The organism is Pantoea sp. sgz302252 (assembly GCF_042610525.1).
Classification (GTDB): domain Bacteria; phylum Pseudomonadota; class Gammaproteobacteria; order Enterobacterales; family Enterobacteriaceae; genus Erwinia.
In genome coordinates this window covers 193,281-215,490 of the sequence record NZ_JBHDVM010000004.1, presented here as the reverse complement: position 1 = coordinate 215,490, position 22,210 = coordinate 193,281, and the positions used below count along the sequence as shown (strand labels likewise).

General features: G+C 55.3%; 23 protein-coding genes. 12 read left to right on the top strand and 11 right to left on the bottom strand.

Annotated elements, in window-relative coordinates:
* The first annotated feature begins 5 nt into the window (after nucleotides 1-5).
* Genes ACETPC_RS09380 through ACETPC_RS09350 form a run of 7 tightly spaced genes read left to right on the top strand, consistent with a single transcriptional unit; the run spans nucleotide 6 to nucleotide 7,361 of the window.
* A complete protein-coding gene (locus tag ACETPC_RS09380; protein ID WP_380180684.1) occupies nucleotides 6-800 on the top strand; it encodes a GolD/DthD family dehydrogenase in 795 nt (264 codons plus the stop codon).
* 44 nt (nucleotides 801-844) lie between these two features.
* Nucleotides 845-1,777 (top strand): D-ribose ABC transporter substrate-binding protein, encoded by a 933-nt coding sequence (locus tag ACETPC_RS09375; protein WP_380180682.1) that lies wholly within the window; start codon nucleotides 845-847, stop codon nucleotides 1,775-1,777.
* Nucleotides 1,778-1,813: 36 nt separating this feature from the next.
* On the top strand, nucleotides 1,814-2,425 hold the full coding sequence (locus ACETPC_RS09370) for a DUF2291 family protein (protein ID WP_380180680.1): 612 nt from the start codon (nucleotides 1,814-1,816) through the stop codon (nucleotides 2,423-2,425).
* Nucleotides 2,426-2,435: 10 nt separating this feature from the next.
* Entirely contained in the window at nucleotides 2,436-3,962 is a 1,527-nt protein-coding gene (locus ACETPC_RS09365) for a sugar ABC transporter ATP-binding protein (protein ID WP_380180678.1), read from the top strand.
* A 16-nt stretch (nucleotides 3,963-3,978) separates the two neighbouring features.
* Nucleotides 3,979-5,046 (top strand): ABC transporter permease, encoded by a 1,068-nt coding sequence (locus ACETPC_RS09360; protein ID WP_380180676.1) that lies wholly within the window; start codon nucleotides 3,979-3,981, stop codon nucleotides 5,044-5,046.
* Nucleotides 5,039-6,562, top strand: a complete 1,524-nt coding sequence (locus tag ACETPC_RS09355; protein ID WP_380180674.1) for an FGGY family carbohydrate kinase — start codon at nucleotides 5,039-5,041, stop codon at nucleotides 6,560-6,562. The genes ACETPC_RS09360 and ACETPC_RS09355 overlap by 8 nt, the downstream gene beginning before the upstream one ends.
* 1 nt (nucleotide 6,563) lies before the next feature.
* Nucleotides 6,564-7,361, top strand: coding sequence for an SDR family oxidoreductase (locus tag ACETPC_RS09350; RefSeq protein ID WP_380180672.1), 798 nt, complete (start codon nucleotides 6,564-6,566; stop codon nucleotides 7,359-7,361).
* Here the strand turns inward: ACETPC_RS09350 and ACETPC_RS09345 are convergent.
* Nucleotides 7,358-7,906, bottom strand: coding sequence for a YbhB/YbcL family Raf kinase inhibitor-like protein (locus ACETPC_RS09345; RefSeq protein ID WP_380180670.1), 549 nt, complete (start codon nucleotides 7,904-7,906; stop codon nucleotides 7,358-7,360). The two genes, ACETPC_RS09350 and ACETPC_RS09345, sit on opposite strands and share 4 nt — an antisense overlap.
* Before the next feature lie 170 nt (nucleotides 7,907-8,076).
* Between ACETPC_RS09345 and ACETPC_RS09340 the strand changes: the two genes are divergently transcribed.
* From ACETPC_RS09340 to spy, 4 genes are all read left to right on the top strand, one after another.
* Complete coding sequence (locus ACETPC_RS09340) at nucleotides 8,077-9,510, top strand: YchO/YchP family invasin (RefSeq protein ID WP_380180669.1); 1,434 nt, start codon at nucleotides 8,077-8,079, stop codon at nucleotides 9,508-9,510.
* 73 nt (nucleotides 9,511-9,583) lie between these two features.
* Nucleotides 9,584-10,489: a bestrophin family protein gene (locus ACETPC_RS09335; protein WP_380180667.1), complete on the top strand. Its 906-nt coding sequence runs from the start codon at nucleotides 9,584-9,586 to the stop codon at nucleotides 10,487-10,489.
* Between the two features lie 161 nt (nucleotides 10,490-10,650).
* Nucleotides 10,651-11,655 (top strand): succinylglutamate desuccinylase, encoded by a 1,005-nt coding sequence (gene astE, locus ACETPC_RS09330; protein ID WP_380180665.1) that lies wholly within the window; start codon nucleotides 10,651-10,653, stop codon nucleotides 11,653-11,655.
* A 321-nt stretch (nucleotides 11,656-11,976) separates the two neighbouring features.
* Entirely contained in the window at nucleotides 11,977-12,465 is a 489-nt protein-coding gene (spy, locus tag ACETPC_RS09325; protein ID WP_380180663.1) for an ATP-independent periplasmic protein-refolding chaperone Spy, read from the top strand.
* A gap of 100 nt (nucleotides 12,466-12,565) precedes the next feature.
* Here spy and cho read toward each other — a convergent pair whose 3' ends face one another.
* The 4 genes from cho to ACETPC_RS09305 form a co-directional block, all read right to left on the bottom strand.
* Nucleotides 12,566-13,435, bottom strand: coding sequence for an excinuclease Cho (gene cho, locus ACETPC_RS09320; protein ID WP_380180661.1), 870 nt, complete (start codon nucleotides 13,433-13,435; stop codon nucleotides 12,566-12,568).
* Nucleotides 13,436-13,570: 135 nt separating this feature from the next.
* Nucleotides 13,571-14,398, bottom strand: a complete 828-nt coding sequence (gene nadE, locus ACETPC_RS09315; RefSeq protein ID WP_380180659.1) for an ammonia-dependent NAD(+) synthetase — start codon at nucleotides 14,396-14,398, stop codon at nucleotides 13,571-13,573.
* 110 nt (nucleotides 14,399-14,508) lie between these two features.
* Entirely contained in the window at nucleotides 14,509-15,702 is a 1,194-nt protein-coding gene (locus ACETPC_RS09310) for a multidrug effflux MFS transporter (protein WP_380180656.1), read from the bottom strand.
* Complete coding sequence (locus ACETPC_RS09305; RefSeq protein ID WP_380180654.1) at nucleotides 15,699-16,280, bottom strand: TetR/AcrR family transcriptional regulator; 582 nt, start codon at nucleotides 16,278-16,280, stop codon at nucleotides 15,699-15,701. The genes ACETPC_RS09310 and ACETPC_RS09305 overlap by 4 nt, the downstream gene beginning before the upstream one ends.
* 191 nt (nucleotides 16,281-16,471) lie before the next feature.
* Between ACETPC_RS09305 and osmE the strand changes: the two genes are divergently transcribed.
* The gene (gene osmE / locus ACETPC_RS09300; protein WP_380180652.1) at nucleotides 16,472-16,807 is read left to right on the top strand and encodes an osmotically-inducible lipoprotein OsmE; all 336 of its coding nucleotides are present in this window, start codon (nucleotides 16,472-16,474) and stop codon (nucleotides 16,805-16,807) included.
* A 140-nt stretch (nucleotides 16,808-16,947) separates the two neighbouring features.
* Here osmE and ACETPC_RS09295 read toward each other — a convergent pair whose 3' ends face one another.
* The 6 genes from ACETPC_RS09295 to ACETPC_RS09270 form a co-directional block, all read right to left on the bottom strand.
* A complete protein-coding gene (locus ACETPC_RS09295; protein ID WP_380180650.1) occupies nucleotides 16,948-17,427 on the bottom strand; it encodes an Hcp family type VI secretion system effector in 480 nt (159 codons plus the stop codon).
* Nucleotides 17,428-17,663: 236 nt separating this feature from the next.
* Nucleotides 17,664-18,089, bottom strand: coding sequence for a hypothetical protein (locus tag ACETPC_RS09290; protein ID WP_380180648.1), 426 nt, complete (start codon nucleotides 18,087-18,089; stop codon nucleotides 17,664-17,666).
* A complete protein-coding gene (locus tag ACETPC_RS09285) occupies nucleotides 18,086-18,790 on the bottom strand; it encodes a hypothetical protein (RefSeq protein WP_380180646.1) in 705 nt (234 codons plus the stop codon). The genes ACETPC_RS09290 and ACETPC_RS09285 overlap by 4 nt, the downstream gene beginning before the upstream one ends.
* A 247-nt stretch (nucleotides 18,791-19,037) precedes the next feature.
* Nucleotides 19,038-19,445 (bottom strand): DUF6515 family protein, encoded by a 408-nt coding sequence (locus ACETPC_RS09280; protein ID WP_380180644.1) that lies wholly within the window; start codon nucleotides 19,443-19,445, stop codon nucleotides 19,038-19,040.
* A 94-nt stretch (nucleotides 19,446-19,539) separates the two neighbouring features.
* Nucleotides 19,540-20,880 (bottom strand): MFS transporter, encoded by a 1,341-nt coding sequence (locus ACETPC_RS09275; RefSeq protein WP_380180642.1) that lies wholly within the window; start codon nucleotides 20,878-20,880, stop codon nucleotides 19,540-19,542.
* A 162-nt stretch (nucleotides 20,881-21,042) separates the two neighbouring features.
* A partial coding sequence (locus tag ACETPC_RS09270; protein WP_380180640.1) for a catalase occupies nucleotides 21,043-22,210 on the bottom strand: 1,168 nt, incomplete at its 5' end.

The following is a 22,210-nucleotide window of genomic DNA, read 5'->3' as shown; positions in this document are numbered from 1 at the left end:
TACTAATGAGCGAGTACGATGTCAGTTTGCGCTACGGCGTAGATATCAATACGGATCTGAGCGGCAAAGTCGCGGTCGTCACCGGCGGCCTGGGCGGCATCGCTATGGCCAGCAACGAGATGCTGCTGGCGAAGGGTGCCCGGCTGGCGCTGCTTTATCCTGCTTTTGAGCAGAGCAAAGTCAGCGACGCAGCCGGGCAGTTCGCTGCCGATAAGGTGCAGTTCGTCGAGTGCGACGTCGCCGATCCGCTTTCCGTTGAGGAAGCTTTCGCCGAAGTGGTCGCGCACTACGGGCAAATCGACATTCTGGTGAATTGCGCAGGTTACGTAATGCTGCAACCAGCGCTGGAAACAGAGTTCAGCGAGTGGCAGCAACAGCTGGCGGTCAACCTGACCGGGCCTTTCCTCTGCTCACAGGCGGCGGCCAGGCAGATGATCAAGGCGGGCAAGGGCGGAAAAATCATCAATATTGCCTCGCAGGCCGCCTCCATCGCCATCGATAACCATGTGGCCTATACCTCGGCCAAAGCAGGGCTACTGGGCATGACCAAGGTGATGGCGAAAGAGTTTGCCCCGCACCAAATCAACGTTAATACGCTATCGCCGACGGTAGTGCTGACGCCGATGGGCGAAAAAGCCTGGCGCGGCGAAAAAGGCGAGGCAATGAAAAAACTGATTCCGCTGGGACGCTTTGCCTACACCGATGAGATTGCGGCGGCGGTGCTGTTCTTTGCCGGCAACGGCAGCGACATGATCACCGGCGCCGACCTGATGATCGACGGCGGCTTCACGATCTGGTAGCCGACCGCCCGAGTACCCTACAAATAACGATAAGGCAATGACCTATGAAGATGCGATTAACTCTGTTAGCGACAGTGACCGCTTTGTGCAGCCAGGCAAGCATAGCGGCGGAAAAAGGCACCATTATGATCCTGGTCAACTCGCTGGATAACCCTTACTACGCTTCGGAGGCGAAAGGCGCCGACGCTAAGGCGAAGGCGCTGGGCTATAAAACCTCGGTGCTGTCGCATGGCGAAGACGTAAAAAAACAGAACGAACTGATCGATGCGGCTATCGGTAAAAAGGTGCAGGGAATTATTCTGGATAACGCCGATTCCACCGCCAGCGTTGCCGCCATAACCAAAGCCAAAGAGGCGAATATTCCGGTAGTACTGATTAACCGCGAAATCCCGGTGGATAACGTGGCGCTGCGGCAAATCACCCATAACAACTTTCAGGCCGGTTCGGACGTTGCCAATGTTTTCGTGGAGAAAATGGGCGAAAAAGGTAAATACGCCGAGCTGACCTGCAATCTTGCGGATAACAATTGCGTTACCCGTTCCAAATCCTTCCATCAGGTTATTGACCAGTATCCCGATATGCAAAGCGTGGCGAAGCAGGATGCCAAAGGCACGCTAATCGACGGCAAACGCATTATGGACAGTATTTTACAGGCGCATCCGGACGTGAAAGGGGTGATCTGCGGCAACGGTCCGGTGGCGCTGGGCGCGATTGCGGCGCTGAAAGCCGCCGGGCGCGACGATGTGATCGTGGTCGGCATCGACGGCAGCAACGACGAGCGCGACGCGGTGAAAGCGGGCACGCTGAAAGCCACCGTTATGCTACAGGCGCAGGCGATTGCGGCGCAGGGCGTTACCGATCTCGACAGCTATATCCAGCACGGCACTAAGCCGGACAAACAGCGCGTGATGTTTCGCGGCATCCTGATCGGTCCGGACAACGCGGCGAAGGTGCAGGACTTTAACTACCAACCCTGAACCGCCGTCTTCCGTTAAGGAAGCAAGGAGAAACCTATGTCCAGGCTTTTCTTACTGGCTGTGGCGACGTTAGCGCTGGCCGGTTGCCGCATCGTTTCGCCGCAGGAGCTGGCCGATTTAAAAAACCCGCCTAATCCTCAGCTGGCGAACGTCGGCACCAGCTGGCAGCAGAAAATTGTACCGCAGATTGCGCATGACGCCAGGCCGCCAGCCGAGCTGATGGCCAGCCTCGCCGCCGCGAAAGATTTCGACAGCGCCTGCCAGCAGTTCGGCTATCGCAGCCAGCCGGAAAACCCCTGCGTGTTCGCGGTGCGTATAAATGGCGCGGTGCAGACAGTGGATAGCGCTTCGCGCAGCGGCAAGATGACCCTAAAAGATCGTAACGGCGACATCTTTACCGTGCAAACCGGCCCGGTTATCCGCGGCACCGCGCTGCGTGACGGCTACAAGGGCGCCAGCTATCAGGATTTCAACGACCAGGTGCTGTTTGGCGACTATGGCAAAGCTATTAACCAACTGGCCGCTGCCGAAGTGAAAAAGCTTCAGCCAAAGCCTGGCGATGAGATTCAGGTGGAGGGCGTTTTTAGCAGCTGGGACGTGCCGCAAAGCCTGCCGCCGATTACGCCCGCGCGCGTTAGCCGCCAATAAGGAGCGCACTATGATGAATGCTGAAGCCCTGCCGGAAGCGATTATTGAAACGCGCAACCTTTCGCGCCTTTATCCCGGCGTGACCGCGCTGGATCAGGTGAACTATCGCGTCTGGCGCAACCGGGTCAATGTACTGATTGGCGAAAACGGCGCGGGCAAGTCCACCATGATGAAAATGCTGGCAGGCGTAGAGACGCCATCGTCCGGGCAAATCCTGCTGGACGGCGAGCCGGTCATGCTCGGTTCCACCCAGCAGGCGGAAAAATTGGGCATCAGCATTATTTTTCAGGAGCTGAACCTGTTTCCCAATATGAACGTGATGGACAACATCTTTATTGGCAACGAGTTTTTCCAGCGCGGGCGCATCAACGAAAAGTATCAGTATCAGCTGGCGAAGGCGCTGCTGGAGCGGCTGGGGCTGGATGTTGATCCTTACGCTTCGCTCGGTGAGCTGGGTATCGGGCATCAGCAATTAGTGGAGATTGCCCGCGCGCTCTCCAAAGATACCCGCGTGCTGATTATGGATGAGCCGACCTCGGCGCTCAGCCAGTCAGAGGTAAAAGTGCTGTTCGAAGTCATTGCGGCACTGAAGCGGCGCGGCGTCACCATTATCTATATCTCGCACCGGCTGGAGGAGCTGATGGAGATCGGCGACCACATCACTATCTTCCGCGACGGCCGCTTTATCAGCGAGCGGGAAGTGCGGGACGCCAGCGTACCCTGGATCATCGCGCAAATGGTGGGCGACAAAAAGAAACAGTTTGACTATCGGGCGGCGGAGCCGGGCGAAACGGTGCTGGAAGTCAGCGGCCTGACTGCGCTGGCGCAGAACGGCGGCTACAGCCTGAATAACGTTACTTTTTCGCTGCGTAAAAGCGAGGTCATTGGCATCTATGGTTTGTTGGGCGCCGGGCGCACCGAGCTGTTTAAAGGAGTAATCGGCCTGATGCCGTGCCAGAGCGGCAGCGTGACGCTGAACGGCGAAAACCTGGCGAAGCGCAGCTTTCAGCAGCGGCTGAAAAAAGGGCTGGCGCTGGTGCCGGAAGATCGTAAAGGCGAAGGAGTGATCGAGATGATGTCGATTAAAACCAATATGACGCTCAGCGATCTCAGCCTGCGCGGCTTCAGGCAGGCGCTGAAACCACTGCGGCCTGCGGAGGAAAATTCGCGCGTCAGCGGCATGATCCAGCGGCTGGCAATCAAAGTCAGCGATGCGGAGCTGCCGGTGACTTCCCTCAGCGGCGGCAACCAGCAAAAAGTGGTGCTGGGCAAGGCGCTAATGACCGGGCCACAGGTGGTGCTGCTGGACGAGCCAACGCGCGGCATCGATGTAGGCGCTAAAAGCGACGTTTATCATCTGGTCGGAGCGCTGGCGCAACAGGGCCTGGCGGTGATGTTTTCCTCGTCAGAACTGGATGAGGTCATGGCGCTGGCCGATCGCATCCTGGTAATGGCCGACGGCAAAATTACCGCGGATTTATCCCGTACGGCGGCAACGCGAGAAAAACTGATCGCCGCCTCTACGCCCCACGACTAACGCCGAGGATAAAAGAGTGAATCATAAATACCTGCTTTACATGTATCTGCTGAAAGCGCGCACCTTTATTGCGCTGCTGTTAGTCGTGGGCTTCTTCAGTGCTATGGTGCCGAACTTTTTCACGCCGTCGAACCTGCTGATTATGACCCAGCATGTGGCGATCACCGGCCTGCTGGCTATTGGCATGACGCTGGTGATCCTGACCGGCGGCATAGATTTATCCGTAGGCGCGGTGGCCGGGATTTGCGGCATGATTGCAGGCGCGCTGCTGACCAGCGGCGTGCCGCTTTGGGACGGCCAGCGGCTGTTCCTGAACGTGCCGGAAGTGCTGCTGGTGGTCGCCGTGGCAGGCGTGATCATCGGCCTGATTAACGGCGCAGTGATTACACGGCTCGGCGTCGCGCCTTTTATCTGCACGCTGGGCATGATGTATGTGGCGCGCGGCGCGGCGCTGCTGTTCAACGACGGCAGCACCTACGCGAATTTGACGGGCATGCCTCAGCTTGGCAACACCGGCTTTGCGCTGCTGGGATCCGGCACCTTTCTTGGGATCTATCTGCCGATCTGGCTGATGCTCGGCTTTCTGCTACTCGGTCTCTATATCACGCGCAAAACGCCGCTCGGCCGCTATATCTACGCCAGCGGCGGCAACGAGTCGGCGGCACGGCTGGCGGGTGTACCGGTTTCTAAAGTAAAAATTTTCGTCTATGCCTTTTCCGGCCTCTGCGCGGCGCTGGTTGGGCTTGTGGTCGCCTCGCAGCTGCAAACTGCCCATCCGATGACCGGCAATATGTTTGAAATGGACGCCATCGGCGCGACGGTGCTGGGTGGCACCGCGCTGGCTGGCGGTCGCGGTCGCGTTTCCGGTTCGATTATCGGCGCTTTCGTGATTGTTTTCCTGGCCGATGGCATGGTGATGATGGGCGTCAGCGATTTCTGGCAAATGGTGATCAAAGGGCTGGTGATCGTTACCGCCGTGGTGATTGACCAGTTCCAGCAGCGTCTGCAAAGCAAGGTGGTACTGATGCGCCGCCATGAAAAAAAGCTGACGGCCGCGCCGCTTTCTGAGGTGAGTCATGGCTAGAGAATTGGTTATTGCGCTGGACGAAGGCACCAGCAACGTTAAGGCAGTGGCTATCGATGCTCGAGGAGACATAGTCTGCCAGACTTCGCGTCCGCTGTTTGTCGAGACGCCGCAGCCGGGCTGGGTGGAACAGGATGGCATGCTGCTGCTGAATACCTCCCTGACGGTAATCCGCGAAACCATCCAGCAGCTCGGCGAAAATCGCGTCGCGGCGCTGGCCATCAGCAACCAGCGCGAAACGGTGATGGGCTGGGAGCGGCAGAGCGGCAGGCCGCTCGCCCCGGCGCTTACCTGGCAATGCACCCGTTCGGCGGCTTTTTGCGAACAGCTGCGCCACGATCGCCAGGAGGAGCTGATCCGGCAAATTACCGGGCTGCCGGTGGCGCCGCTGTTTTCCGCCTCGAAAATGCGCTGGCTGCTGGACAGTATGCCGGATGGCAACCAGCGCGCTGCCAGCGGCGAACTTTGTCTTGGCACCATTGATGCCTGGCTGCTGTGGCAGCTTACCGGCGGCAAACAGTTCAGCTGCGACACTTCTAACGCCGCACGTACTCAACTGCTGAATCTGCAAACTGGCGACTGGGACGAAACCATGCTGGCGCTGTTCGGCATTCCCCGCGCGGCGCTGCCAGTGATTCGTCCATCCAGCGGACTGTTCGGCACCACGCTTGGCCTTAGCGGTATTCCGGATGGCCTGCCGATTATGGCGATGATCGGTGATTCGCACGCGGCGCTTTACGGTCACGGTTTGGGTGCGCCGGGCAGCGTTAAAGCGACCTACGGAACGGGGTCATCAGTAATGGCGCCGTTACCGACACCGGACACCGGCATTACTGAACTGGCGACCACTATCGCCTGGCACGACGGCAAACGGCTGGTTTATGCACTGGAAGGCAATATTCCGCATACCGGCGACGGCGTGGCCTGGATGGCACAGGCCACCGGGCTGGTCGACGGCAAGGGCGAGGTGTTAAGCCATGCGCTCAGCGAGCTGCCTGCCAGTATCGACTCTACGCTCGGCGTTTGTTTCGTTCCGGCGCTGACTGGCACCGGCGCGCCCTGGTGGAACGAGCAGGCTCGCGGTGTGATCTGCGGCCTGAGCCGGGGCGTAACCTCCGCCCATCTTATTCGCGCCTCGCTGGAGGCGATAGCCTATCAGATAGCCGATGTCATTGCCGCCATGCGCCAGCACAGCGCTTTTCATCTGGATACGCTGATGGTGGACGGCGGCCCGACGCGCAACGCCTGGCTGATGCAGTTTCAGGCCGATCTGCTGGGCTGCCCGGTAGCCCGTAGCTGTACGGCAGAACTTTCCGCGCTGGGCGCAGGCCTGCTGGCGCGCAAGGCGCTGGGGCAGCTAAGCGACCAGCAACTGTTGCCGCTGCTGCCAGAACACGATCGCTGGCTGCCCAATGAGGCGCGGCATGCGGTTCTTCAACAGGCCTGGCATAACTGGCGCGATGCGGTACAGCGCACGCTCTGGCAGCCGGACGTAACCCTACTTCAGGGAGCATAAAATGCAGCGTAATTTTCAGGACAAAACTATTGTTATCACCGGCGCTTGCCGTGGCATCGGCGAAGGTATCGCAGAACGTTTCGCGCGGGACGGCGCAAGGCTGGTGATGGTATCGAATGCGGAAAGGGTATTTGCAACGGCCGACCGCCTGAGCGAAACATACGGCAGCGAAATCCTGCCGCTTCAGGTGGACGTTACCGATGAACAGCAGGTTATCAGTCTCTATCAGCAGGCCGTAGAGCGCTTTGGCCGCGTAGATGTTTCCATTCAAAACGCGGGCGTTATCACTATTGGACATTTCGATAAGATGCCGAAGGCGGATTTCGAAAAGGTGCTGGCGGTCAATACCACCGGCGTCTGGCTCTGCTGCCGCGAAGCGGCAAAGCAGATGGTGAAGCAGCGTTGCGGCAGTTTGATCAACACCTCATCCGGGCAGGGCCGTCAGGGTTTTATCTATACGCCACATTATGCAGCCAGCAAGATGGGAGTAATCGGCATTACCCAAAGCCTGGCGCACGAGCTGGCGCCTTTTAACATCACCGTCAACGCTTTTTGTCCCGGCATTATCGAAAGCGAAATGTGGGACTATAACGATCGCGTCTGGGGCGAAATCTTAAGCAACGCACAGAAAAAATATGGCAAGGGCGAGCTGATGGCGGAGTGGGTGCAGGGCATTCCCTTAAAGCGTGCCGGACAGCCGCAGGACGTGGCCGGGCTGGTGGCTTTCCTGGCGTCCGATGACGCGCGCTATATCACCGGACAGACCATCAACGTCGACGGCGGACTGATTATGTCTTAATCGTTGCCGAAACGTCCCACCAGGCCAGCCGCGCCCAGCGCATGGCCTTTCAGCCGGGCAAACAGCGCTTCACGCGTTAAACCCTGCTCCAGTCCGTTAGCCGGTAGATCGGTGGCGATCAGCGTAAAGTTGTAGTGGTGCTGGCCGCTGCCGACCGGCGGGCAGGGGCCGTGGTAATGCAGCGTGCCCGGCGAGTTTTTCCCGCCCGTGTAGCCTTTGCCGTCGGTCAGCTCGCCCTGGGCGAAGCTGGTGCGCTGGAAAGGAATGTTATAAGCCACCAGGTGATCGACGCCCAGCCCCTTAGCGCCGACCGGATCGGTCACCACCAGCGCAAAGCTTTTGGTGCCTTCCGGTGGATTATTCCAGCTCAGCGCGGGCGATACGTTCTCGCCTGTACAGCTGGCGTTGCCTTTAGCCGAGCCGGCGAACTTTTTCGCCATCACGTCGTTGTCGTTAAAATCGGGCGAACTAAGAGTAAAAATCGGCGCGGCAGAGGCGCTGACGGCGCTCAGCAATAGTGCCGCGGCAAGCAAAGATTTTTTCATTAGCGGTTTCCTGATTAATAGGCCTGGGCAAAGCCTGGCTGATAAAACATCGCTCTGCCAGCTACTTGCATAACGGGTGCCGCTGGCAAAACAAAAATGTTAAGCTAACCTTTGGCTGATTTTGTGATCTACATCCCATACTCAGATAAGGTTTGCCGATTCGTTACCGCATGAAAAAGATAACCGCTTTGCTTTTTTCCGCCGGGAAAACCGTACCGGCAGCGCTGCTGGCGCTATCTCCCGCGACTCAGGCGCTGACTACCGATACCCGCGTCGCCGACGCGCCTTTCGCCGATCCCGCTCGTTTTACCAGCCAGCTTCCCGATCTTGGTAGCAGTAGCGGCGGATCGGACGAAGCGCTGCAAAAGCGTATCGCGCAGGCGATGAAAAGCATCGGCGAGGCCAGCATGAGCAGCGACGACGACAAATCGCTGGGCAGCGAGGCGGGCGCCTGGGCTTTTAACCACTTTCGCGACGAGGCGGCGCAGCGCATTGAAAACCAGGGCCAGCAGCTGCTATCGCCGTATGGCCAGGCCAATTTATCGCTGCTGGTAGACAGCAACGGCAACTTTGACGGATCTTCCGCACAGCTGATTACGCCGTGGCAGGATAAGTATCAGTATCTGACCTTCAGCCAGCTGGGCGTGCAGCAAACCGACGATGGCCTGGTCGGCAACGCCGGACTGGGGCAGCGCTGGCTGGCGGGGGACTGGCGGCTGGGCTATAACGCCTTTGTCGACGAGCTGTTTACCGGCAACCAGCAGCGCGGCTCGCTGGGCGCGGAGGCCTGGAGCCATTTTTTGCGGTTTTCCGCCAACTACTATCAGCCGCTTTCCGGCTGGCGGCAGCGTTCGGCAACCCAGCAGATGCGTATGGCACGCGGTTACGACATCACTACTCAGGGCTATCTTCCTTTTTATCAGCAGCTCGGCGTTTCCCTTAGCTATGAACACTATTTGGGTAACAATGTCGATCTGTTCAACAGCGGTACGCTTAGCAGCAACCCTTCTGCAATCAAAGTGGGCGTCAGCTACACGCCGGTGCCGCTGTTTACGCTGACCGCCTCGCATAAAACGGCGGACAGCGGCGAAACCCAGGATCAGCTGGGCCTGAAGCTGAACTATCAAATCGGCGTGGCGCTGAGCAAACAGCTTTCAGCGGATAACGTGGCGGCAGCGCGCTCGCTGAGCGGTAGCCGCTACGATGCCGTCACGCGCAGCAATCTTCCGGTAATGGAGTTTCGCCAGCGTAAAACGCTGTCGGTATTCCTGGCGACGCCGCCGTGGCAGGTACAGCCGGGCGAAACGCTGCCGCTGAAGCTGCAAATCCGCCAGGCTAACCCGCTCAAGGCCATTAGCTGGCAGGGCGATACCCAGGCGCTAAGCCTGACGCCGTCTGCGGATAATACTAACCCCAACGGCTGGAGTATTATTATTCCGGCGTGGGACAGTTCGCCCGAGGCGAGCAATGAATACCATCTTTCGGTCACGATAGAGGACAGCAGGCAGCAGCGCGTAACCTCCAACTGGATTACGCTAAAGCTGTCGCCGCCTGTGACGCTACAGGATCCCAATGCGGATCAATTTAACCTGATGACGCCCTGACTGTTCCAGAGCGGGCAGCAGAATAAACGGCAGGGATGCGCCGCTTTTTTAACGAAATTACGGCTGGCTTACTATGATCGTTCGTCCCCATCGTCACTGGTTTATCCGTCTTTTTTCCTGGCACGGCTCGGTGCTGCCGGGCATTTTGTTCAGGCTGGGTCTGAACCTGCTGATGTCGATAATCGCCATTATTTGCCTGAACTGGTATGAAACCCTCGGCATCAGGCTAACGCTGGCACCTTTCAGCCTGCTGGGGGTTTCCATCGCGATATTCCTCGGTTTTCGCAATAGCGTTTGCTATGCCCGTTTCTCCGAGGCGCGGCAGCTATGGGGCAGCCTGTTGATTAACTGCCGTGATATCCAGCGCCAGGTGCTGGCTATCTCGCCAACCGACGCGCCACGTATCGCTTCGCTGCTGATGGCCTTCTGCTATAGCCTTAAGCATCAGCTAAGGCGCACCGAGGCGCGGGAAGATTTAGTCCGCTTTCTGGGCGACGAGGCCGAAGATATTCTGAAAAGGCGTGCGCGCACCAATATGATAGCGCTGAGAATTTCCCAGTGGCTGGCCGATAAGCGCCGCAGCGGCGATATCTCTGATATCGTTTACGCCCAGCTCGACAACAGTATCCATCAGCTCTCGCTGGTGCTGGGCGGCTGCGAGCGGCTGGCCAGCGTGCCGGTGCCTTTTGCCTACGGCCTGCTGCTGCACCGCACCGTTTATCTTTTTTGTACGCTGCTGCCTTTCGCGCTGGTGCCGGATCTGCATTACATGACGCCGCTGGTCTCTGTGTTTATTGCCTATAGCTTTCTTTCACTGGATACGCTGGCGGAAGAGCTGGAGATGCCTTTTGGCTACGCCAATAACCATCTGCCGATGGATGCGATGTGTACCAATATCGAAATCAACCTGCTGGAGATGAATAATCAGCGCGAGCTTCCTGCGGCGGCGGTGCCGGATAAATATTATCGGCTGACTTAAATTATGTTGTTGCTCACGGAAGAGATGCCGAAGCGCTGGACGAGTTGACTAAGCTGCTAGACTTAGAAGGTATCTATTATTTTAATACTGATCAGGGAGGAGCAGGGCGCGCCTTTAGCGTGCGCTGACAGTCGCAGGGAAAATTATAATAAGGAGAACCCATGCAGGATTTTCTACAGCAGACGTTAAGCGCCAAGCCGCCTGCACGCGCTACCGGCCACAACGACCAGCTAAGCTGGCAGTGGCTGGATGAAGGTATACTGGAGCTGACACCGCATCAGCCTTGCTCACAGGCGCTGGTGATCTCCGCCGGTATCCACGGCAACGAAACCGCTCCCATCGAAATGCTTAACCAACTGGTTAGCGAATTACTGGCTGGTTCACGGCCACTTAAGACGCGCGCGCTGATTATTTTCGGCAACCCTCAGGCGATTGCCTGTGGCAAACGCTATGTGCATTGCGATCTTAACCGTCTGTTTGGCGGCCGCTGGCAGCAGTACGACGACCATCCGGAAGCGCAGCGTGCCTGGCGTCTGGAGCAGGCGCTGGAAACCTTCTGGCAGGCTGGCTGTTCGGAAGAGAACCGCTGGCATTTAGATCTGCATACCGCTATCCGCGATTCCTGGCATACTCGTTTTGGTGTATTGCCGCTGCGTGAAACCCCGTGGCCGGACGATTTTTTACATTGGCTGAGCGCGGCTGGCCTGGAGGCGCTGGTTTTTCACCGCGCGCCCGGCGGCACCTTTACGCATTACAGTTCGCAGCATTTTAGCGCTGCAAGCTGCACGCTGGAATTAGGCAAAGCGCTGCCCTTTGGCCAGAACGATCTGACGCAGTTTAGCGCCGCGCGCGCCGCGCTGGCTGCCGTGCTTAGCGGCGAGCCTTTGCCACCTGTTGATAAAAAGCCGTTGCGCTATCGGGTATCACAGCAGATTACGCGCTTTACCGAGGCTTTCGTGCTGCATATGAGCGCAGAGACGCTGAATTTTACCGCTTTTCCCCAGGGGACACTGCTGGCTGAGGATGGCAGTAAACGCTGTTACGTGCAGCAGGCCAGAGAATATGTGCTGTTCCCAAACCCCAATGTGGCAAAAGGGCAGCGCGCCGGGTTGATGCTGGTGGAAGATAACGCCCATAAAGAAACCAGCGGCAGCGATCGGACATAACAGGAAATTGCCGGCGCTTGCTCATCGTGAGAAGCGCCAGCTTCGGCTCAGGGTTTCGTCTTTTAGCCTTACTTTTTCCTTTCTCGTTCCTGTCGACTGTATTACACTCCTCCACAATTCCTGCATTAAACGCACTATCGTCATATCCTTTTGCAATTCCTCACCCTAATCTTCGCATTCTCTCCATGATTGCCGCTTTTTTATCTTTTATGCTTTCAGGGCTTTACCCTGGCTCTGAGTACTTGACGTTCAGCGCAATAAACTGATTTCCGACATCACGACAACGCTGTCGTCACAGAAATGCAAAGTAAGGAAAATAGAATGCGTAAATTAACTTCTCTGGTAGTAGCTATGACACTGGCAATGGGCGCGGCGAATATTGTCCACGCTGCCGCAGACAACATCACGCCGCCGCCGGCTGGCGCAGATAAGCCAATGATGCACAAGCCGCCTCGCCACGGCGGGCCGCACGACATGTTTAAAGGTTTGAAGCTGACCGATGCGCAGAAAGAGCAGATGCGCAACATTATGAAAGAGGCGCATAAAGATCATCCGCGTCCTTCTCTGGAAGAGCGTCGTGAACTGCACAGCATCATTGCTGCCGACAGCTTCGACAAGGCGAAAGCCGAAGCCCAGGCGGAGAAAATGTCTGCCAACGGCAAAGCGCGCGCGCTCTCCATGCTGGAAACGCAGAACAAAATGTATAACGTGCTGACCCCAGAGCAGAAAAAAGAGTTCAACGCGAACTTCGAGAAGCGTCTGACTGAGAAGCCGCGCCATCACGGCGAGCAGCCGCCAGCCGCTGAATAAAAAGCCAACAACCGGGCGGCGCAGGTCGCCCGGCTTATGTTTAACCGAAACCGCCGATGTTGTTCATCACCCGGAGTGGTGGCCAGCCTCGGCGGTTTTTTTACGTCGTCTGAAGCGGAATGATGGGGAACTTGCCGCTAAGAATTGGCTTGCAGAGAATTTTGTAGCCATCGCTGTCGAAGCCCTGCGGCGTAGAGGTCAGCTTGCCTGCTTCGCTGATATCGTCCACCGATCCCAGGTAAAACCAGTTATTGATAACGTGGATCTGCGTCTTTTCCGGCCCTTTCTCTACTACGCCGACCGCGCTTTCCCACGGCCAGCACTGCACGCGCACGCGCTCCAGCGCGGCCAACAGCCTCTCATGATGGGCTTCTGGCGGCTCTTTGCCGCAGCAGGCGCCCGCGCAGCGGCCCAGGCTGGCGCGAAAGCAGGCGCGGCCTTTACTGACATTTTCCAGCCCCAGCAGGCCGAGGCACAGGCGCTGATCGTCCGCGATTTTTTGTAGCGTTTCCAGCGCCGAGCGGCGGCTTGAGTAGAGACCGAACAGGTTTGAGGTATGTGAAAAATCCACCTCTTTGGCGTAAACCACGCTGGGTTTCATCTCGCTTATCAGCAGCGAACAGAGCTGCCGGTTTTTGCGCAGGCGCTTGTTAAACAGCGGCTGCTGCACCTTGATCATCTGCGCCTCCAGCAGCAGCGCGCCCAGTTCGCCAGCTGTGGTGATATAGCTGACATAGCGCGACTGACGCAGCATTTTCGCCTCGTCCGGGGTACGAAAATGCGACATGACCCGGCTGCGCAGGTTGATGCTTTTGCCTATATAGAGCGGCAGGGACTCGCTGTCGCCATGGAAAGTATAGACGCCAGGCAAGGAAGGCAGGCCTTCCAGCGAAGGCCGCAGATGTTCGGGATACTGATAAATAGCCGCCGGTTCAAATGACAGGCGATGGCTGGCTGTACGTCTGACCACATTGCACTCCGCTTACTGTTTGCTTATACAGTGTATCAGGCGTTTGCTGGATAAAAAAGAGTCTGATAGCGCGGAAAAAGTAGCAAAAGGCTAACTGTACGGGCGGCTGAGCGCCGCCCGGCGTGAAAAGAACGGTTATTTTTTCCAGAAATCATCAAATACGGTGATCGGCGGACGGCGCTTGTGCTCGGTTTTCAGATACCAGCCTTCGATAATTTTCGCCGCGCTGTCATCAATGGTTTTGCCTTCCAGATACTGGTCGATCATCTCGTAGGTCACGCCCAACGCCACTTCATCCTGCAGGCCAGGACGGTCATCTTCCAGGTCGGCAGTAGGGTGCTTGAGATAAAGATGTTCCGGGCAGCCCAGCGCTTTCAGTAACTGTTTGCCCTGGCCTTTGTTCAAACGGAACAGCGGATTAATATCGGTGCCGCCATCGCCATACTTGGTAAAGAAGCCGGTTACCGCTTCCGCCGCGTGATCCGTGCCTACTACCACGCCGGAAGTCATCCCGGCAATACTGTACTGCGCCTTCATCCTTTCACGCGCTTTTTCATTGCCGCGTACGAAATCAGAAAGTTTAATGCCCGCTTCCTGTAGCGCTTTTTCGCTGGCGAGCACCGCTTCCTTGATATTCACTGTCAGAACGCGATCGGCCTTGATAAATTTCAGCGCGTCCTGGCAATCCTGCTCATCTGCCTGATTGCCATAGGGCAGGCGCACGGCGATAAACTGGTACTCTTTGTTACCGGTCTCTTCGCGCAGCTCGCTGATGGCGAGCTGGCTTAGCTTGCCGGCCAGGGTCGAGTCCTGACCGCCGCTGATGCCCAATACCAGCGATTTCAGAAACGGATGGGCCTTCAGGTAGGCTTTCAGAAAGTCGACGCTGGTGCGGATTTCCTGCTGGGCATCAACGGTAGGTTTTACCCCCAGCGCTTCGATAATTTCCTGTTGCAGAGCCATTTACCTCTCCTCAGATTAAGTGTTGGGACGCGAGCATCGCTCTGTTAAAACTAACGCGCCAGGCGTGAAACAACAAGGTTGCGACTTGCTGTTTACACGCCTTTTGCTGATTAATCAGGCTTTTTCGGTTTTTGCGCAAGGAAAACGAACATGGCGATCGCCAGCATATAGCAGCCGAAAATGGTGGCGGTCATGGTCAGCACCGAGGTGCCGCCAATGCCCGTTACCGGCACGGCGATGCCGCCCAGGGTAAACATCACTACGCCCAATACAGCAGAGGCGCTGCCCGCGCGATGCCCCTGACTCTGCATCGCCAGTGAGGCGGCGGCAACGCCAACTGCACCGTTGCTTGCCACGCTAAAGAAAAGGGCGACCAGCACAAAAGGCAGCGCTGCGCCGCTCAGTCCGGCGATCAGCAGGCTGGCGGAAGAAACAAAAGCCAGTGCCAGCGCACCTTTAACCACGCGATATTCGCCCCAAAGCGGGCTGAGGCGCGCGCTGGTCTGCGAAGCGATAATCAGACCCACGCCGTTAGCGGCGAAGCAGAAGCTGAACGCCTGCGGTGAAAGACCATAGAGCTGCTGCAGGACGAAAGGCGAGGCGCCGATATAGGCGAACATGCCGGACATCATAAAACCCTGGGTTAAACAGAAACCCATAAATGGACGATGCGTAATAACCTGGCCCAGCGCGGCCCAGGCGGAAAACAAACTGCCCTGGCTGCGGCGCTCCAGCGTTAGAGTCTCACGCAGCTTGACGCGTGCCAGGATAAACAGCAGCAGCGCAATAGCGGCAATCACCATAAAAAGGCCACGCCAGCTAAGCAGCGCCATTAACGCGCCGCCCATTACCGGCGCGGCAACCGGAGCCAGTCCATTGACCAGCATCAGCAAGGCGAAAAAGCGTGTAAGATCGTGGCCGCTGTACATATCTCTGGCGATAGCGCGTGAGAGTACCGCGCCGCCCGCGCCGGAAAGCCCTTCAAACAGACGTGCCAGCAGCAGCTGATGAATAGTTTGCGCCATCGCGCAGCCTACGGAAGCTATCAACAGCAGCGCCAGCGAGAGCAGCAGCGGCTTGATACGACCATATTTATCGCTCATTGGCCCAAAAATCAGCTGGCCTGCGCCAAGGCCGATTAAACCAGCGGTAAGGCTAAGCTGGGCGGTCGCGGTTGGGGCAGCCAAATCGCTGGCGAGAGCAGGCAGCGCGGGCAGGTAAAGATCGATGCAAAGCGGGCCGAGCGCCGCCAGCAGGCCGAGCGTAATGGCGTAGCCAAAACGGTTGGGGTGTGCAGGTGTCATGAATCCTCTGTTTTAAAAAGTAGTGCGTTGATTTGTTGGTAAAGCGGATAAAGATGTTCCGACGACGCTTTTTGCGGCATCTGGCGACGCCAGGCGGTGCCTTCCGACAGCACGGCCATGACCTCGACACAGGCATGGGTCTGCTCATCGCTCATTTCGGGATGGTCGCGCTTTACGTTCTGGCAGGCCTGGGTAAACATGCGGCTGTCCGCCTCCGCCATCATGCGGGCCACGACCGGATTACGCGTAGCTTCTGCCGCCACCTCTTTCATCAGCGCTTCATCATCTTCATCAAGCGCGTAACGCCAGGCAAGCAGGCGCGGTAGCTCAACGGTGGCGGTTTCTTTAATATGTTGTAAGCGGGTATCGATAATACGTTTGACCATCTCTTCAATAATCGCGTCTTTATTAACGAAATAGCGGTAAATCTGGCCGACGCTAAGCTGCGCCTCGCTGGCTAGCTGCGCCATGCTGGCCGCATGAAAACCGGACTGGCGAAAGCAGCGGCGGCCGGCAGCGATGATCTCATCCTGACGCTGCCGATGGCGGGCATCGCGGGCTTCGCTGGCTGTGCTCATACTGGTGACCTTATGCAGCAGGGGGCTCGCCCTATGAGAGCGAACGTTCATTCTCGAAGCCGGCATTATAAGCCGCTTTGCCAGGCTGGCGTAAGAGTTATATCCCGCCTTTTTTCAGCCATAAAGTTGATAACTCAGCATTTATGTTCCAGGCTTAAACCGACATGGACAATAAATGAGGAATAAAAAACATGAAGAAGGTAACAGGATTTATCGGAGCGGCGGTGGCGCTGGCTGTTTTATCCGGCTGTACGGCCTATGACCGCGCGGAAAGCTACGTGACCAAACCAGTAGTGCAGGATGTGAAAAAAGGCATGACCCGTCAGCAGGTTCGCGATATCGCCGGGCCAGCTTCAACTGAGATCACTATGGTGCACGCGCGCGGTACTTGCCAGACCTATGTGCTGGGCGAGCGTGACGGCAAACAGCAGACCTACTTTGTTAGCTACAACGATACTGGCCGCGTAATGAACTACGGTTTCCAGAGCTGCAAAGAATATGATACTGACCCGCAGGCTGGTCAGTAAACCTTAGCAGTTATAAACCTTTTTTAGAGGTTTAACCGCAGTCCCGGCCCAAAGCCGGGACTTTGCTTTGATATGGCTCCACGCATGAGAAGATATTGCCTTGACGGGGGGATATTGAAATTAACAGCTATTAAAATGATTTAATAAACCCGATCGTCCCAAATACTATAAGCAGAGGTGCCTGCAATTTTATGTTCCCAGGTGATTGATTTATATTTCAGGCAAACCTGTTCATAGGGCATTGTTTCAATACTGTCGATGACATGGGGATAGATGGCATCTATGTTCACTATGCTGGCTTCCGTTAGTTTTACCTTGTAAAAAATTTCTAATAAACCATTCGGGTTTAGCCAGTAAATCTCAAAAATAGCGGTAAGCATTTCATTTTCTGAGATAGCTAATCCGAGTAAAGGCGAAGATTTATCAACAGGCTTTACGAAATCTATCGGGTGATGGTTACAATGTTCTGCGCGGGATAATCTATGGTTTAGTGAAATAACTTGTATCTCATCAGTGTGCCCTTTTTGGAATTTATTACCTACTGAATTTATTGTGTTACAACCAGCAGAGATCAAACCCTGTTGTTTTCCCGTTAAACTTAAATAGATATTAAAACTCATCCTGAACTCCTTTTATTGATTTGGTGTATCTATTGAGTGAATTAAAGTGTTTCTGGACTGGGTGTTTTTTGCCCGTCCTGGCTGATTTTTAACTCCTGAAAATATCATGATTGTGGAGTGTTAAATAAAGCAAAAGCCGGAAGCCTCTTTGATAACCTAAGCGATCGCGCGCATTAAAATAAAGCAAACGGGGGCTATTTTCCAAATTAACTAAAAAGAAGAATTTTAGAATTTTCTTAATAGTTATCTACGCAAATCTGTACCAGAACAACATCAAGATCGGTTATTTTTCCAACCGTAACAATGTCATTAGAATAAGCCGCCTTCCAGCACTCTGCTTCTACATTACATGTCTCTTGCAACTCATAACCTTTTGCCAGTAGATAATCCCTGATGGAAGTAGTATCAGTAGTCTCCTCAAATATAATGCTATAGACGAATGCCTGTGGTCCGCTGATATTACTATAGCGAAAATAATACTTTTGCGATATTTTGGGCATTTTTTTAAGCAATTCCGGAGTGTAATAATTATATTCTCTTTTATCACTTTCAGTATAAGTGGCGCTGCTCGCAAACTCCATTTTAACATAAGGTAAGGCATAAACGATGAATGCCGCTAAAACCACTGAGGTAATAATAAACGTGAGCAGCCGTTTTCTCATAATCCCATCCTGCCGTTATCAGTGCCTATAATAATAAAGGTTTTTTCATTGGCTGGTAATATAACATTTCCGGAAAGAAAGTCGTTATAGGGGACGATTTCCTTCATAAAAGAGGGCAGAAAACCTTTTCGTGGTCTTGCGCAGGGATATTTGTCAGGATCTGGAAATAAGAGCGGCGCAAAATCATAAACCTTATAGCTACCTATACGGCCATAGCGATCCCACCTTCGCAGCGCTTTCGCCTTTGAAACGGGCTTTAATAAAGGGAAGGGGTTGGGCGTTGATACCACCCGGTAAAAACCCAACAAATCAGAAACTAAATCTTCAGCGCTAAACCCGCTATCGGTAACGAAACTATTTGGAAAGGCGCCCTGGAATGCCTCAAATTTTTTGGCCATGGTCATCATCATTGCTAATGCTATGCTTTTTCTCTCCCATAAAGGGCGTCCATGTTTAATACGCCAGGTTATGAACTTTCCGGAACGTACAAGTTTATAAGGAGCGTTCATTCCCTGAGAGTAGGTTACATCATAGTAATTTTTCCCGGATAACTCTCCCTCCTGCATTTTATCGAGGATCTTTTTTATATCTTCTCCTCGGGCGTGCCCTAAATCTATCCAACCTAATACTTCTGTATAAATCAGCCCATCTTTGGAAGTTGAAGCATATTGTCCATCTATTATATCTTTCCTGCCGCTCATCTTTAGCACCTCTGTCCTTAAGGTTAATGAAGCTTAATAATCGTACCACTCATTTTTGCACCAGTAAAATATAAATTGCCTGAGCGTTCCTGCTTTACGCGGGCCAGCGATGAGCAGGCAGGGAAGTAAGCTATTGTAATGAAAATAGTCAGGCGAAGATCTTATAATGGATTATCTTACTAAAATCGGTAAATACATTAATGGGAAAGGGGGCCGATCGTAAAATCGGCCCTTATTGTAGTAGTGATTACAATCCTGGCGGCCTGGGCACTTCCAGATAGCGCCCGTCGATATCGCGGCGATAGTAGTAACCATCCTGCACATAGAAGCGCTCGCCGTTATAGTCGAGCGCGCGCATGGCACCGCTAACCCGTTCAACCGGCGGCTGAACAACCACATAAGTATTGTCGTTCTGGCGCTGATAGTAGTTGCCGTTTAGCGCGTAATAGGTCAGGCCGCCGATAATTACCGCCGCCGCCGCCTCCGGCAAAAAGGAGAGCCTTCCCGGCCCGCGCCCGCGATCCCAGCCGGGTCCGCGATCCCAACCATGACCGCGATCCCAGCCTGGGCCTGGTCCCCAGCCGCCCGGATGCGCCGACGCCAGCGTGGGTGCCAATAAGGTTAAGGCGAACAGAGTACTCATCACCTTTTTCATACAGTTTCTCCTGGTTCTCACTGCAGCTTACATTACTCCGGGCCAGTGAAAACGCAAGAGCCAGCCACAGGCTATTGTGGGTTACTTACACTGCTTAACGTATTCTTAACTCAGCCTCCATGTTGGCTGCCAGATCGGGCGCCGGTGGCGCGACAGCCAGCTTCTTCTCCGGCTGCAATAGCATCATTGCCAGCATGCTGCCGAAAGCGATTGCCGCCGTAGCACTGAACATTGCGTTATAACCGAAGTGCTGCGCCAGCCAGCCGCTCAGCATCGGCGAAATCACAGAGGCAAGATTGGCGATCGCCAGCGTCATACCGCTGTAGGTACCGACCGTGGATTTTGGCGTGACGTCAATAACTACCGACCAGTAAACGTTGTTAACCAGAGCATTCAACGCGTTGCCCATCGTCATTAACAGGATAATTCCGGCAGCGGAACTCATCCAGGGGATCGCCATAAAACAAAGTGCGGTGCAGAGCAGGCCGGCCGCGGCAAACAGGTTGCGCGCCAGCCGCAGATTGCCGGTGCGCCGCAGCAGCGTGTCAGCGATTTTTCCGCCCAGCAGCACGGTAACACAGGCGCCGCTCCAGGGGATCATCGCCACGTACCAGAGCGAGTGCAGATCGTAGTGAAAGCTGTCCTGAAGATATTTCGGCCCCCAGGTAACCAGCGTAAAGGTAACATAGAGAAAAGAAAAATAGCCAAGCGCGTTGCAAACCAGAGTACGGCTGGTAAAAAAACGCCACCACGGCAGGCGCGGCCCGCCAGCGCTCTGTTTCTGGCCGCGCATAATGAGTTCGCGCTCTGCCTGACTGGCGCGAGGCTGCTGTACAGGCGTATCGGTGAATGTGCGTGCAAAGATCAGCATAGCGACCAGAGAAAAAATACCCAGCAGAATAAACATCATTCGCCAGTCATTAGTCAGCAATAGCAGGCCTACCGCAATGGGTGCAGTTAGCAGCGCGCCGACCTGGGTGCTGAGCAATCCGATGCCCAACGCCATGCCGCGTTCATTATCGGGCGCCCAGTGTGCGATAGCTTTATTCATTAATGCATAGGCCGGGCCTTCGGCAAAACCGAACAGAATACGCATTACGGCGAAGCCCATAATGGCCGAACCGCCAAAGAGTGCCACGCCCAGCTCGCCTGCCCAGGCCGTGGCAATTTCCAGCAGTGACCAGAGCACGCCAGCCAGCAGCCAGACTTTTTTGGTTCCCAGACGGTCAGCCAGAAAGCCACCGCAAAGCGAACCGAACAGATAGCCAAAGCCAAAGTAGCTAAGCACTACGCCAAGCTCTGTTTTGCTGAACTGGAACTCGGTGGAAATGGCGTTGGCCGCGAAAGAGAGCGCGCCGCGATCGATATAATTAATCAGCGCGATAAAAAACAGCATAGCGAAAATGCGGTAGCGATAGCGGGTGTCAACTCTCATGGATCTTCTCCTGAACAACGAGTGGTTAATCAGAAGAAGCAAGTTCGGTGCCAGAGTTTTTTCGGCTACAGGTTGCGATATATTGCAGCTAACCCGCCAAAAAGTGCCAAATAAAAAGGCGCAGCCATCGCTGGCTGCACCTTAACAGAACACATGGGCGAATTAAGCAGGCACGCTTAACGCTTTCTGGCTGCGCGACCAGACGCGGTGTGCGGCCATCGCTGCGAGGAACTCGCTCATCAGTACGCCTTCGGCCTTGTCATCTTCAATCAGGCCTTCTTCACGTTCGCTGTCGCCAAGACCGAACTGTGATTTAAAGCGGCGTGCGTCACCGCTCAGGCCAATAACTTTCAGATGCTTATAGGCTTCCAGCAGGAAGTAGCGGGCATCGCCGCTCAGCAGCAGGGCGTCAATATTACCGTCTGGCACGATTACCGCATCGAAAGTCAGTGAGGGAAGGCCGCTAAAAGTGGCGTCGATCGGCAGATTTGAACCATCGTCCGCACGTACCTGGCCCATATGCGGCGCAAGTAGCTTGCCATGCACGCCCTGAGCCTTGAGCTCCTGCAGAATAGCCAGCACGTCCGCTGCCAGCACGCCATCGCTGATTAGCAATGCTACCTGGCGGCCCTTGATCGAGCCGCTTGGCACGGCATAAAGGCTCAGGCTGGCGTCTTTTTTCAGGCCGTTAACGTCTTTCGGTGGCGCGGTGTGCATTTTCTCATCAGAGAGCGCGATACCCAGATTTTCCGCAACGCCGTTAGCCAGCGAAACATCAATATGCACCAGATGATCCACTACGCGTTCACGAATATAGGCGCGGGCGACTTTACTCAGCTCAAAAGAGAAAGCATCGATAATGTGTTGCTGCTCAACCGGTGTCTGGCTGTTCCAGAACAGACGCGGCTGCGAATAGTATTCGCCGAAAGAAGGGCTGCGCTCGCGCACTTTATGGCCTTCGATACGTTCCTGGTAGCTTTCGAATCCACCGCGATGTGGCGACGGTGGCGTTTCGCGCGGCCAGTTATCGTTGATGGAATTCGGCTCATAGTTGGCCGGATTGGTATCGATATCCATGCGGTGCATGCCCTGACGCTGGAAATTATGGTAAGGGCAGGTAGGGCGGTTAATAGGGATTTCATGGAAGTTAGGCCCGCCAAGGCGGCTAATCTGCGTATCCGTGTAGGAGAACAGACGGCCCTGCAACAGCGGATCGTTGGTGAAATCCATGCCGGGAACGATATGGCCCGGATGGAAAGCGACCTGTTCCGTTTCCGCAAAGAAGTTATCAGGATTACGGTTCAGCACCATTTTGCCGATCAGCTGCACC